The sequence below is a fragment of the Bradyrhizobium sp. 2TAF36 genome, from assembly GCF_052114925.1.
Taxonomy (GTDB): Bacteria; Pseudomonadota; Alphaproteobacteria; order Rhizobiales; family Xanthobacteraceae; genus Bradyrhizobium; species Bradyrhizobium barranii.
On sequence record NZ_JBFRFR010000041.1, the window covers coordinates 47,882 to 60,191 of the forward strand.

13 protein-coding genes are annotated in these 12,310 nt (G+C 64.9%); 9 read left to right on the forward strand and 4 right to left on the reverse strand.

Features of this window, described 5'->3' with window-relative positions:
* From AB4Z51_RS23580 to AB4Z51_RS23610, 7 genes are all read left to right on the forward strand, one after another.
* Positions 1 to 600: a TetR/AcrR family transcriptional regulator gene (locus tag AB4Z51_RS23580; protein WP_063985197.1), complete on the forward strand. Its 600-nt coding sequence runs from the start codon at positions 1 to 3 to the stop codon at positions 598 to 600.
* Between the two features lie 62 nt (positions 601 to 662).
* Positions 663 to 1,286, forward strand: a complete 624-nt coding sequence (locus AB4Z51_RS23585) for a flavin reductase family protein (protein ID WP_028160319.1) — start codon at positions 663 to 665, stop codon at positions 1,284 to 1,286.
* Between the two features lie 309 nt (positions 1,287 to 1,595).
* On the forward strand, positions 1,596 to 3,863 hold the full coding sequence (locus AB4Z51_RS23590; protein ID WP_085398539.1) for an acyl-CoA dehydrogenase: 2,268 nt from the start codon (positions 1,596 to 1,598) through the stop codon (positions 3,861 to 3,863).
* Positions 3,863 to 5,146 (forward strand): acetyl-CoA C-acetyltransferase, encoded by a 1,284-nt coding sequence (locus AB4Z51_RS23595; protein WP_441498084.1) that lies wholly within the window; start codon positions 3,863 to 3,865, stop codon positions 5,144 to 5,146. The genes AB4Z51_RS23590 and AB4Z51_RS23595 overlap by 1 nt, the downstream gene beginning before the upstream one ends.
* A gap of 2 nt (positions 5,147 to 5,148) precedes the next feature.
* On the forward strand, positions 5,149 to 7,245 hold the full coding sequence (locus AB4Z51_RS23600; protein ID WP_441498085.1) for a 3-hydroxyacyl-CoA dehydrogenase NAD-binding domain-containing protein: 2,097 nt from the start codon (positions 5,149 to 5,151) through the stop codon (positions 7,243 to 7,245).
* A 7-nt stretch (positions 7,246 to 7,252) separates the two neighbouring features.
* Positions 7,253 to 7,663 carry an acyl-CoA thioesterase gene (locus AB4Z51_RS23605; RefSeq protein ID WP_085398536.1) on the forward strand — a complete coding sequence of 137 codons (411 nt, stop codon included), beginning with the start codon at positions 7,253 to 7,255 and terminating at the stop codon, positions 7,661 to 7,663.
* A gap of 220 nt (positions 7,664 to 7,883) precedes the next feature.
* Entirely contained in the window at positions 7,884 to 8,075 is a 192-nt protein-coding gene (locus AB4Z51_RS23610; RefSeq protein WP_028134810.1) for a hypothetical protein, read from the forward strand.
* A gap of 317 nt (positions 8,076 to 8,392) precedes the next feature.
* Here the strand turns inward: AB4Z51_RS23610 and AB4Z51_RS23615 are convergent, their stop codons facing one another.
* Entirely contained in the window at positions 8,393 to 8,788 is a 396-nt protein-coding gene (locus AB4Z51_RS23615; RefSeq protein WP_094183814.1) for a nuclear transport factor 2 family protein, read from the reverse strand.
* Between the two features lie 406 nt (positions 8,789 to 9,194).
* Positions 9,195 to 9,662, reverse strand: a complete 468-nt coding sequence (locus AB4Z51_RS23620) for a nuclear transport factor 2 family protein (protein ID WP_085398540.1) — start codon at positions 9,660 to 9,662, stop codon at positions 9,195 to 9,197.
* 154 nt (positions 9,663 to 9,816) lie between these two features.
* Here AB4Z51_RS23620 and AB4Z51_RS23625 point away from each other — a divergent pair, with 154 nt between their 5' ends.
* Positions 9,817 to 10,515 (forward strand): HAD family hydrolase, encoded by a 699-nt coding sequence (locus AB4Z51_RS23625; protein WP_085398535.1) that lies wholly within the window; start codon positions 9,817 to 9,819, stop codon positions 10,513 to 10,515.
* 91 nt (positions 10,516 to 10,606) lie between these two features.
* Positions 10,607 to 11,455 carry a DeoR/GlpR family DNA-binding transcription regulator gene (locus tag AB4Z51_RS23630; protein WP_063985191.1) on the forward strand — a complete coding sequence of 283 codons (849 nt, stop codon included), beginning with the start codon at positions 10,607 to 10,609 and terminating at the stop codon, positions 11,453 to 11,455.
* Between the two features lie 4 nt (positions 11,456 to 11,459).
* On the opposite strand, the gene AB4Z51_RS23635 is transcribed toward AB4Z51_RS23630, so the two are convergent.
* Both AB4Z51_RS23635 and AB4Z51_RS23640 read right to left on the reverse strand, forming a co-directional pair.
* A complete protein-coding gene (locus AB4Z51_RS23635) occupies positions 11,460 to 11,885 on the reverse strand; it encodes a type II toxin-antitoxin system VapC family toxin (RefSeq protein WP_441498086.1) in 426 nt (141 codons plus the stop codon).
* Entirely contained in the window at positions 11,882 to 12,163 is a 282-nt protein-coding gene (locus AB4Z51_RS23640; protein ID WP_028148610.1) for a type II toxin-antitoxin system Phd/YefM family antitoxin, read from the reverse strand. The genes AB4Z51_RS23635 and AB4Z51_RS23640 overlap by 4 nt, the downstream gene beginning before the upstream one ends.
* Positions 12,164 to 12,310 lie beyond the last annotated feature (147 nt).

Genomic DNA, 12,310 nt, shown 5'->3' on the forward strand with positions numbered 1-12,310 from the left:
ATGACACTGGTTGCGGAACATATCGAAGGCGACACCCGGGATCGTATCCTCGAGGTGGCCGAGCGGCTGTTTCGCCAGATCGGGTACCAGAAGACCACGGTCGGGGACATCGCCAAGGAGCTCAGGATGAGCCCCGCCAATGTCTATCGCTTCTTCGAATCGAAGAAGGCGATCCACCAGTCGGTGGCGCGGGCCTTGATGGGCGAGGTCGAGATCGAAGCGCAGCGGATCGTGGCGAGGCCTGGTCCGGTGCTCCCGCGCTTCCGCGAGCTGCTCACCACCATCCACCGCATGAACACCGAGCGCTATGTCGGTGATAACAAGCTGCATGAGATGGTCGAGATCGCGATGCAGGAGGACTGGGACGTCTGCGTCGCCCATATGGAGTGCATTGCCGGCGTCATCGGCCAGGTGATCGCGCAAGGTACCGCGTCCGGCGAGTTCGAGGCGCCGGACCTGCAACTGGCCTCGATGTGCGCCTGCACCGCGATGATGCGCTTCTTCCACCCCCAGATGATCGCCCAGTGCGCTACCAAGCCGGGCCCGACCATCGACCAGATGATCGATTTCGTCATCGCCGGTCTGTCGCCGCGCCACTGACGGGCGCTGGAATTTCCCCTATAAGCAGGCCGACGTAGCCTGGATCAGGGGAAGACCTCGCCGTGACCGACAAAGACCTCTATTTCTACGAGCCCTCCAAGGGCCACGGCCTCAAGCACGATCCCTTCAACGCCATCATCGCGCCGCGGCCGATCGGCTGGATCTCCTCCCGCGACACCAAGGGCCACGTCAACCTCGCGCCCTACAGCTTCTTCAACGCCTTTTGCTACGTGCCGCCGATCATCGGGTTTTCCTCCACCAACTGGAAGGACACGGTGTCGAACATGGAGCAGACCGGCGAGTTCGTCTGGAATCTGACGACCATGGATCTCGCCAAGCACATGAACGCGACCGCCGCGCATGTCGGCCCCGAGGTCGACGAGTTCAAGCTCGCAGGGCTGACCGCCGTCCCCGGCAAGCTCGTCAACGTGCCGCGCGTGGCCGAGAGCCCGGTTGCCTTCGAGTGCAAGGTGTCCGACATCGTCCGCCTCAAGGGCGCCGATGGCAAGGAGGCCGATGCCTGGCTGACGCTGGGCGAGGTCGTCGCCGTCCATATCGACAAGGCCATGATCAAGGACGGCGTCTACCAGACCGCCGCCGCCCGCCCCATCGTCCGCGCCGGCCGTCGCGGCGACTACTTCGAGATCAAGCCGGAAAACATGTTCGAGATGGTGCGGCCGGACTGATCTGATCCGGGTTAAGCCACTCTCTCCGCATCGTCATTCCGGGGCGCGCCGTTAGGCGCGAGCCCGGAATCCATACTCCCGATGGTGGTTATGGATTCCGGGCTCGACGCTTGCGCGTCGCCCCGGAATGACGACAGGGCATTCAGCCCGATTCCCCTCCCCGGAACTGCCCCCACGCCCCGGCCGTTATGGCCCCCGGGGCGGCCGCCCGGCCGCGTCAATTCGCGTCTTTTTGCTCGCGAAGTGTTCACTTACCCCGGCCACTTTCCGCTAAAATGCCGATAACCGCGCCGATGCATGAGGTCAGCCATGAGCTTCCGCCGCGACACCATCACAAAGCCGATCTTCTCCTGGGCGCGCGGCGTGCTGCCAGCGATGTCCGACACCGAGCGCGAGGCGCTGGAGGCCGGTGACGTCTGGTGGGATGCCGATCTCTTCACCGGCAACCCGGATTGGTCGAAGCTGCTGGAGGTGCCTCAGGCGACGCTCACCCCCGAGGAGCAGGCCTTCCTCAACGGCCCGGTCGACGCGCTCTGCGCCATGCTCGACGAGTGGAAGATCTTCTGGGAATGGCGCGACCTGCCGCAGGAGGTCTGGCATTTCGTCAAGCGCGAAAAATTCTTCGGCATGATCATTCCGAAGGAGTTTGGCGGCCTCGGCTTCTCGCCGTATGCGCATTCGGAAGTGGTGCGCAAGATCTCGACCCGCTCGATTGCGGCGGCCGTCACCGTGATGGTGCCGAACTCGCTCGGGCCCGGCGAGCTTCTGATGCGCTTCGGCACGAAAGAGCAGCAGGAGCGCTGGTTGCCGCGCCTCGCCGACGGCCGCGACATTCCGTGCTTCGGCCTGACTAGCCCCGAAGCCGGCTCCGACGCCGCCTCGATGGTCGACACCGGCATCATCTGCAAGGGCGATTTCGAGGGCCGCGAGGTCATTGGCCTAAGGCTCAACTGGCACAAGCGCTACATCACGCTCGGCCCGGTCGCGACGCTGCTCGGGCTCGCCTTCAAGGCCTACGATCCTGATCATCTCGTGGGCAGCCAGGAAGAGCTTGGCATCACTGTCGCGCTGATCCCGACCAATCTGCCCGGCGTCAAGATCGGCCATCGTCATCTGCCGTCGATGCAAGTGTTCCAGAATGGCCCGAACTGGGGCCGCGACGTCTTCATCCCGCTCGACTACGTCATCGGCGGCAAGGAGAGACTCGGGCAGGGCTGGAAGATGCTGATGACGGCGCTTGCCGCCGGCCGCGGCATCTCGCTGCCGTCGCTATCGGCGGCCGGTGCCGCCTATGCCGCCCGCACCACCGGCGCGTATGCCCGCATCCGCGAGCAGTTCGGCATCTCCATCTCCAAATTCGAGGGCGTCGAGGAGCCGCTCGCGCGCATCGTCGCCACCGCCTACCAGCTCGACGCGGCACGCCGGCTGACCTGCGCGGCGCTGAATGCCGGCATCCATCCCGCCGTCATCTCCGGCATCATGAAGCTGCACGCGACCGAGCGGATGCGCACCGCGGTCGACGACGCCATGGACATCCATGGCGGCAAGGCCGTGATCGACGGTCCGCAAAACTATCTCGGCAATCTGCACCGCGCCGTGCCTGTTGGTATCACGGTCGAGGGCGCCAACATCCTGACCCGCAACCTTATCGTGTTCGGGCAGGGCGCGATCCGCGCGCATCCCTATCTGCTCGACGAGATGAACGCGCTTGCGGACACGAATCGCGAGCGCGGGCTCGCCGCGTTCGACAAAGCGTTCTGGAAACATGTCAGCCATAGCTTCCAGACGCTGTTGCGTGCGTTCGGCCGCAGCTGGAGCTTCGGCGCCTTCGCGCTTGCGCCGGATGCGGGCGATGCAACGCCATTCTACCGCCAGCTCGCGCGCTACTCTGCGGCCTTTGCGCTCTGCGCCGACATGGCGCTGCTCACGCTCGGCGGCGCGCTCAAGCGCAAGGAGATGCTGTCGGCGAGGTTCGGCGACATCCTCTCCGAGCTCTATCTGCTCTCCGCCGCGCTGAAACGCTGGCAGGACGAGGGCCGGCAGAAGGAGGATTTTGCTGCGCTGGAATGGTGCATGGCGACCGGCTTCAAGACCATCGAGAACCGGCTTGCCGAGATCCTCGCCAATCTGCCCAACCGTTTTGTCGCTGTTATCCTCAAGCTCGTGGTCCAGCCCTTCGGCGCGCGGGTGCTCGGCCCGTCTGACCGTGTCGTGCACCAATGCGCAAGTCTCGTGCTGGAGCCATCGGCCGCGCGCGAGCGTCTCACGCCGGATCTCGCCCATGTCGACGACGACGGCGGCTTTGCCCGGCTGGAGCGCGCGTTCAAGCTCGTTGCGGGCACCGATGCGATCGCCAAGCGCATGCGGGCCGCGCACATCCGCGACTGGAAGGATGGCGTCGCCAAGGGCGTGATCACGCAGGCCGAAGGCGAGCAGCTTGCGGCCGCTCATGAAGCCGTCACAAAAGTGATCGAGGTCGATGATTTTGCGCCCGAAGCGCTGTCGCCGATTTACAAGAAAACCGGAGATGTGCATCAGTTCTTCCAGGAACTCGGTGAACAGAGGGCGGCGAGCTGATGGCACGACCGGTTTTCATCGTCGACGGCAGCCGGACGCCGTTTCTCAAAGCGCGTTCGGGGCCGGGGCCGTTCACGCCGGTTGATCTCGCCGTGCAATGCGGCCGGCCGCTGCTGGCGCGTCAGCCGTTTTCACCCGATGATTTCGACCAGGTCATCCTCGGCTGCGTCAACGTGATCGCGGACGAGATGAACCCGGCCCGCGTCGCCGCGCTCCGGCTCGGCATGGGCGAGGACATGGTCGCCTTCACCGTGCAGATCAATTGCGGCTCCGGCATGCAGTCGATCGACACGGCCTACCGCTACATCCGCGAGGGTCATGCCGACATGGTCCTCGCCGRCGGCACCGAGGCGCTGAGCCACGCGCCGCTGGTCTGGCCGAACTCCGGTGTGCGCTGGTTCGCCGGCCTTGCCACCGCCAAGGGCGTGGCCGCGAAGCTCGCTGCCGCCTTCAAGCTGCGGCCGCGCTATCTCAAGCCGATCATCGGCCTCGAGCGCGGGCTCACCGATCCCATCACCGACTTGAACATGGGCCAGACCGCCGAGGTCGTCGGCCATCTCTTCGGCATCACGCGGGCACAGTCCGACGCCTATGCCGCCGAGAGTCATCGCCGGCTCGCGCATGCGCAGGCCGAAGGTTTTCTCAAGGGCGAGGTCGAGACAGCGTTCTCCCGCGACGGAAAATTCTTCGACCATGACGACGGCGTGCGGCCGGACTCGACGGCCGAGACGCTCGCAAAGCTGCGGCCGGTGTTCGAGCGCCCGTGGGGCCAGGTCACCGCCGGCAATTCGTCGCAGATCACCGACGGCGCCTCCTGGGTGATCCTCGCCTCCGACGCGGCGGTCGCAAAGCACAGACTGACGCCGAAGGCTGTCATCGTCGACAGCCACTGGGCCGCGCTCGATCCCAGCATCATGGGACTGGGACCCGTGATGTCCGCGACGCCGCTGCTTCAACGCAATGACCTCACCGTCAAGGACGTCGAGACCTGGGAGCTGAACGAGGCCTTCGCGACGCAGGTGCTCGGCTGTCTCGCCGCCTGGAACGACGACAAATTCTGTCGCGAGATCCTGGGCCTCGACGGCGCGGCCGGCGAGATCGACCGTGACAGGCTCAACGTCGATGGCGGCGCCATCTCGCTCGGCCATCCCGTCGGCACCTCCGGCAACCGCATCGTGCTGCATCTCGTCAACGCGATGAAGCGGCTCGGCACGCGCCGCGGCGTCGCGACCGAATGTATCGGCGGCGGGCTCGGCGGCGCCATGCTGATCGAGGCGGTGTGACCATGGATTCCAGGATCATGACCGCGCTCGGCGACCGCGTGCTGGAGCTTGGGCCCAGGCCCGCGACCGACAGCCCCTACAAGCACTTCAAGCTGACGCGCGATGCCGACGGCGTCGCCTGGCTGCTGTTCAACCGCGCAGATGCCAGCGCCAACACGCTGTCCGCGGACGTGATGGAGGAGTTCGATGCCGTGCTCGCGGCGATCGAGACCGAGCGTCCCGCGGGCCTCGTGATCCGCTCGGCAAAGCCGTCCGGCTTCATTGCCGGCGCCGACGTCAACGAATTCCGCGGTGCCAGCGATCCCGAGATGGTCGAGACACGCATCCGCGCGGCGCATGCCGTGGTCGATCACCTGGAAGCCTTGAGGTTGCCGACGGTCGCGGTCATCCATGGCTTCTGTCTCGGCGGCGGGCTGGAGGTCGCGCTGGCCTGCCAGTCGCGCATTGCGATCGACGGCGCGCGCTTCGGCTTCCCGGAGGTGATGCTCGGCCTGCATCCCGGCCTCGGGGGCACCGCGCGCTTCACCGCGCTGGTGAATCCGACGCAGTCGATGGCGCTGATGCTGACCGGCCGCACCATCGATGCGCGCCGCGCCAGATCGCTCGGCCTCGTCGATACCGTGACGCAGGAGCGGCACGTCCGCAACGCGGTGAAGGATGCACTGTTCGGCCGTCTGAAGCGGGCGCGTCCGGACCTTCTGACTCACGCGGCCAATTTCGGTCCCGTGCGCGGGCTGCTGGCCAGGCGCATGCGCTCGGAGGCGGCGAAGGCCGCGCCCCGCGAGCATTATCCGGCGCCTTACGCGCTGATCGATCTCTGGGAGACCCATGGCGGCAGCAAGGCCGCGATGCTGAAGGCCGAGCAAGCCTCGTTCGCCAGGCTGATGGTGACGCCGACCGCGCAGAATTTGATCCGCGTGTTCTTCCTGCGTGAGCAGATGAAGAAGACGGCCGGCGGCGGCAATTCGGTCAAACATGTTCACGTCATCGGCGCCGGCGCCATGGGCGGTGATATCGCGGCCTGGTGTGCGGGGCAGGGGCTGCGCGTCTCGCTCGCGGACATGAAGGCGGAGCCGGTCGCCGGCGCGTTGAAGCGCGCCGCTGAGCTTTACGGCAAGATCATCCGCAAGCCGACCGAGGTGCGCGACGCGCTGGATCGTCTGATCCCCGACATGGACGGCGAGGGTGTCCGCAACGCCGATCTCATCATCGAGGCGGTGCYGGAAAAGCTCGAGCTGAAGCAGAAGGTCTATGCGGGCCTCGAGCCGAAGATGAAGCCGGGCGCGATCCTTGCGACCAACACGTCGAGCATTCCGCTCCAGGATCTGCGCACCACGCTGGCGCGGCCCGATCGTCTCGTCGGCCTGCACTTCTTCAACCCGGTGTCGCGGCTGCAGCTGGTCGAAGTCGTCAGCCATGACGGCAACGACGCGCAGGTGCTGAAGGAGGCGCTCGCCTTCGTCGGCGCGATCGACCGTCTGCCGCTCTCCGTGAAGAGCTCGCCCGGGTTCCTCGTCAACCGTGCGCTGACGCCCTACATGCTGGAGGCGATGGTGATGCTGGATGAGAGGATCGACCAGCGCCTGATCGACGCGGCGGCCGAGCAGTTCGGCATGCCGATGGGGCCGATCGAGCTCGCCGACCAGGTCGGGCTCGACATCTGCCTCGACGTCGGCGACATGCTACGGACCAAGTTCGGCGATCTGCTCCCGCCGACGCCGGCCTGGCTGCGCGAGAAGGTCGCCAAGGGCGAGCTTGGCCGCAAGACGGGCAAGGGTTTTTACACCTGGAAGGACGGCAAGGCGGAGAAGGCGCCGTTGTCCGAGACCGGCCCGCGCGTCACCGACCAGATGATCGACCGCCTGGTGCTGCCGATGTCCAATGTCTGCGTCGCGGCACTCCGCGAAGGTATCGTCGACGATGCCGATGCGGTCGACGGCGCCATGATCTTCGGCACCGGATATGCACCGTTCCGCGGCGGTCCGCTGAACTACGCGCGCATGCGCGGCGTGGAAAATGTCGTATCCACCCTGCGCGCGCTGGCCGAGCGATTCGGCGGGCGCTTTGCGCCCGATCCGGGCTGGGACAATTTTAGGTGAGACCGACATGACCGAAACGTCCGACACCGAGCCGCGCGGCGATCTCTGCATTCGCACGCTGGCAATGCCCGCCGACACCAACGCCAACGGCGACATCTTCGGCGGTTGGCTGCTCAGCCAGATGGATGTCGGCGGCGGCGTGTTCGCATCAAAGCTCGCGCGGTCGCGTACGGTCACCGTGGCGATCGAGGCGATGAATTTTCGCAAAGCGGTCTATGTCGGCGATCTCGTTTCGGTCTACGCCAATCTCGTCCGCGTGGGCCGCACCTCGATGACCGTGCATCTCGAAGCCTGGGCGCTGCGGCGCAGGGAGCTCCAGCCGATCCTCGTCACCGACGGTCATTTCACCTACGTCTCGATCGATGATGACGGCCGTCCGCAAGCGATCCAGCGCAACGATCCGCCGATCGCGACGTAATCGCGCGCGACGCTCTGCCCTATCTCACGCAAACTTGCGGCACGCCAAACGCGGCGCGACTGAGTCACCGCGTCGCGGCTTCGCCAAGAACAAGTCATAAAACGGATGAGGTCCCGGCGTACTCAATTGCGTGTCGATTCGGGGTGGAAACGGCCTCAAATGCTCAGGAACCTTTGGGCAGGATTGCCGTTATTTGCCCGCACTGAGGAATCTACGGACCATGCCGGACAGCTACATTATTGAAGTCGACTCGCAAACCGCAGGTATCGTCGTTCGTTCTCAGGGAGGCTATTGTTTCTTCGCCTCGTCGCACCGCTTCAATCGCCTTGAAGGCCAGCTCTTCCGCAACGCACGCGAAGCCGAGCGTGCCGCGCGCAAGCTGGTTAACGGCGATGTGAAGGAAGCGGCGTAGGCGCCTTCCGCTGGTGATTTCTGACGCGCAAAGCGTGGTCGGAATTTTTTGCAGCCCTTGATGCCGCTGCCTTTTCCTTCTCCCTTCATGTCCGCCGAAGCCTTGGCGAAGGCGGATGTGGGAGAAAGTGGCGCGAAGCGCCGGATGAGGGGTTGTTTCCGCGAATTCAATCGTGAGAGGGTCGCCCGCGAGGGCAACCCCTCATCCGTCTCGCCGCTGTCGCCATAGCCGATGCAAAGCATCGGCGTTCTCAAGAACGGCGGCCGAAGGCCGCCTATGCCACCCTCTCCCACAGGGGGAGGGGGTAAGAGCGTCGATCACAACTTCGTCGCGGAGCGTGACAACAGCTTCCAATCGTCGCCCTGCTTCAGCCAGTTCATCAGGATATGAAGGCTGTTTGCCACTTTCTGTCCGCCGGTCATCATCTCGGCCAGCCAATGGAAGCGCACGATCGCGACGGGGCCGACGATCTTGATGGTCGGGTCCTTGTACGTAATCGACAGGAACTCCGTCTTGCCGTCGGTGGCGTTGGCGATAAAGGCCGCCTTATCCTCGAGGAAGCCGCTGGAATGGCTGTAGCTCAGATCGTCCGCGCACAGCGCGCGGAGGGCCTTCGGATCGGCCGCGATCTGGGCGAGGCGAAATGCCTCGACGTTTCTTGCCACCGCCTCGTGGTCCGTCGTGGCAGCATGGTCGCGATTCAGTGTCATCATATCCTCCGTCCTTGATCTTGCGCCCACTGTTGCAGCCGCACTTGATTGTGTCGAGCGCCAGGTCGCAATCGTCGTCGCAATACGCTGCATTGCGCCAGGCGGCGCGATTTCTGACGCGCAAAGCGTGGTCGGAATTTTTTGCAGCCCTTGATACCGCTGCCTTTTCCTTCTCCCCTCATGTCCGCCGAAGCCTTGGCGAAGGCGGATGTGGGAGAAGGTGCATAGGCCGCCTTCGGCGGCCTATGCTAAGAGAACGCCGAAGCAAAGCTTCGGCTATAGCGTCGGATGAGGGGAGCCTGAATCTGCGAATTCAATTGTGAGAGGTCTGCTCGCGGAGGGACTCACCCGTCTCGCCGCTACGCCGCGAGCCACCCTCTCCCACAGGGGGAGAGGGAAAGAATCGCAATCACAACTTCGTCGCAGCCCGCGACAGCAGCTTCCAATCGTCGCCCTGCTTCTGCCAGTTCATCAGGATGTGAAGATTGGTCGACACTTTTTTCCCATCGGCCGCCATCTCCTGTTCCCCCATCCAGTGGAAGCGCACGATCGCGGCGGGGCCGACGACCTTGATGGTCGGGTCCTTGTACTCGATCGACAGGAATTTTGATTTGCCGTCGGTGGCGTTGGTGACGAAGGTCGCCTTGTCCTCGACCTTGCCGTTGGAATGGCTGTAGCTCACCTCGTCGGCGCAGAGCGCGCCGAGCGCCTTGGGATCGGCCGCGATCTGGGCAAGGCGGAAGGCCTCGACCTTTTTCGCCACGGCTTCCTCATCCGCCGCGGCCGCCAACGCCGGTGCTGTGAGAGCAAGCGCGGAGACGGCAAGGGTTGAGACGGCAAGAGTCGAGAGAGCCAGATCGCGTCGGTTGATCGTCATCGTTTCCTCCTTTTTGGTCTTGCGCGGAGTGTTGCAGTCGCGCGCGACTTTGTCGAGTGTCGCGTGGCGGTCATGTCGATGCGTCATTGCGCGATCAGGGCTGCATTGATACGTGTTTCGCATTGATGCATCGTGCATTCGGGAAAGTACGGAAATGATCGAGGCCAAAGGGCAGGCGCGGGGGCAAGTGACGGGCAGGGCGCTGCTGTTCGACATCGACGGCACGCTGGCCAACACCGACCCGCTGCACCTCAAGGCGTTCAACCAGGTGCTTGGGCCGCTGGGCCATGTGTTCGATCACGCGCGCTTTTCGAGGGAGCTGCAAGGCTTCGCCAATGCGTCGATCGGCGAGCGCTTTCTGCCCGACGAAACCGTGGAACGGCGCGCCGTGATCCTCGGAGAGAAGGAGGTCGTCTTCCGCACACTTGTCGCCGGACAGATCGAGCCGCTTCCGGGTCTGATGGCGCTGCTCGACCGCGCGGATGCCGCCGGCATTCCCATGGTCGCCGTGACCAACGCGCCGCGTCTGAATGCCGAGCTGTTGCTCTCCGGTCTCGGCATCACGCACCGCTTCAGGGCGCTTGTGATCGGCGACGAGCTGCCGCACGGCAAGCCGCACCCGCTGCCCTATCAGGAGGGGCTGCGTTTCGTCGGCGGCAGCGCGACGGCTTCGATCGCGTTCGAGGATTCCCGCTCCGGCGTGCAGTCGGCGACGGCCGCCGGCATTCCGACCATCGGCATCCGGACGAGCCTCAGCCATGCCGACCTTGTTGGCGCCGGCGCGGTTGCCTCCGCCAGCGCGTTCGACGATCCGGAACTGCTCGCGCGTCTCGCCGCCGCGATGGCATGGTGAGAGGCTTTGTCCGTTAACCGTGATCGCTGAGCGCATTGACCGAACGTGCGAACCGCCGCACCATGCGCTTTCCTGATTTGAGGCCATCGCCGTGACCGGATTGACCCATCGCCAAGCCGAAATCCTCAACATCGCGCGCGCCTCGGGGCGCGTCATGGTCGAGGAGCTCGCGCGCCGGTTCGAGGTCTCGGCGCAGACGATCCGCAAGGATCTCAACGATCTCTGCGAGCGCCGCTCGCTGACCCGTATCCACGGCGGCGCCATCATCGCCTCCGGCGTCGAAAACCTCGCCTACGAGGCGAGGCGGTTCGTCGCCGCCGACGAAAAGAAGGCGATCGGTGCCGCGGCCGCCTCGCTGATCCCGAACGGCTGCTCGCTCTTCATCAATATCGGCACCACGACCGAGGAGGTGGCGAGCGCGTTGACCTCGCACGAGGACCTCCTCGTCATCACCAACAATCTCAACGTCGCGATGCTGCTCTATCGCCATCCCCGCATCGAGGTGGTGGTCGCCGGCGGCACGGTGCGGCGCGCCGACGGTGCCGTGGTCGGCTCGACCGCGACGCAGCTCATCGGCCAGTTCAAGGTCGACTACGCCATCATCGGGGCGTCCGCGATCGACGAGGAGGGCGCGCTGCTCGACTTCGACTATCGCGAGGTGCAGGTGGCGCAAGCCATCATCGCCAATGCCCGCAGCGTCATGCTGGTTGCCGACTCCACCAAGCTGCGCCGCAGCGCGCCGGTGCGCATCGCCCATATCACCCAGATCCAGACCTTCGTGACTGACCAGGAACTGCCCGAGCGCCTCGCCACCATCTGCCACAGCAAGGGCATCGAGGTGATGGCGGCAATGCCGAAGGATGCGGCGGATATCGATGATGCGCAGGCCGAAGCGCAGGATGCCGCGCCCGAAGCCGCGCCGGTGGTCCGGCTGAGATAGCGGCTTAGGCGTCGCTCCATGGGTCGAGCAGCGGAACGCCGAAGGCCGCAAAATCATTCACATTGCGTGTGACGAGCGTGAGATCGTTGGCGAGCGCGGTGGCCGCAAAGAAGCCGTCCATCACGGACAACGCAACGCCATTGCGACGGCTCTGCGCCATCAGGTCGCCCCAGCGCTCGGCGACCACGTGGTCGATCGGCAGGATGCGCTGCGCGAACCGAGCCGGCAGGTCGTGGGCGAGCCAAGCGGCCAGCGCGGCGCGCCGACGGCCATCATCCAGCAGGGCGATACCGCGGCGAAGCTCGGCGATCGAGGCAGCGCTGATGAACGCGCGATCCTCATCGACCGTATCGAGCCATGCCAAGACTTTCGCGGAAGGCGCCGGCCGCTGAACCTCCGACAGCACGTTGGTGTCGAGGAGCAGGTTCACGGCATCTCGTCGCGCGGTTCGTCCTGCACCCGTTCAAGTTCGAGGTCGGCACCGCGCAGCGGCGAAGCTAGCAGGAATTCAGCTAGCGTGCCTTTGCGTGCCGTCTTTCGCGCCCATTCATCCGCGGAAACGACCACCGCATTGGGCCTGCCGTGTCGGGTGATGATCTGGGGGCCAGTTTGGGCGCGATCGACCACCTCGGACAGGCGTGCCTTGGCATTGGCGAGCGTCCACGTGTCAGTCGGGGGCGAATCGGGGGCGGTGCTGCGGTCTGTCATGCCGARTATAACTAATGTGACTATTATGACTATATTGGCTCTACGTGACTATTCAAGATCGTATTGCGGTTTCGATTGGCGTCCGAACTGCCCATTTCCACGGCTGATTGCCCACCAGAAAGTTCCTCTTTCACTTCCTTTCGCCTC

What these genes read in the sequence shown, in the direction of transcription:
- AB4Z51_RS23615 (WP_094183814.1), bottom strand. Translation starts at nt 8,788, where the DNA reads ATGATGACACTGAATCGCGACCATGCTGCCACGACGGACCACGAGGCG.
- AB4Z51_RS23620 (WP_085398540.1), bottom strand. Translation starts at nt 9,662, where the DNA reads ATGACGATCAACCGACGCGATCTGGCTCTCTCGACTCTTGCCGTCTCA.
- AB4Z51_RS23590 (WP_085398539.1), top strand. Translation starts at nt 1,596, where the DNA reads ATGAGCTTCCGCCGCGACACCATCACAAAGCCGATCTTCTCCTGGGCG.
- AB4Z51_RS23640 (WP_028148610.1), bottom strand. Translation starts at nt 12,163, where the DNA reads ATGACAGACCGCAGCACCGCCCCCGATTCGCCCCCGACTGACACGTGG.
- AB4Z51_RS23580 (WP_063985197.1), top strand. Translation starts at nt 1, where the DNA reads ATGACACTGGTTGCGGAACATATCGAAGGCGACACCCGGGATCGTATC.
- AB4Z51_RS23625 (WP_085398535.1), top strand. Translation starts at nt 9,817, where the DNA reads ATGATCGAGGCCAAAGGGCAGGCGCGGGGGCAAGTGACGGGCAGGGCG.
- AB4Z51_RS23605 (WP_085398536.1), top strand. Translation starts at nt 7,253, where the DNA reads ATGACCGAAACGTCCGACACCGAGCCGCGCGGCGATCTCTGCATTCGC.
- AB4Z51_RS23610 (WP_028134810.1), top strand. Translation starts at nt 7,884, where the DNA reads ATGCCGGACAGCTACATTATTGAAGTCGACTCGCAAACCGCAGGTATC.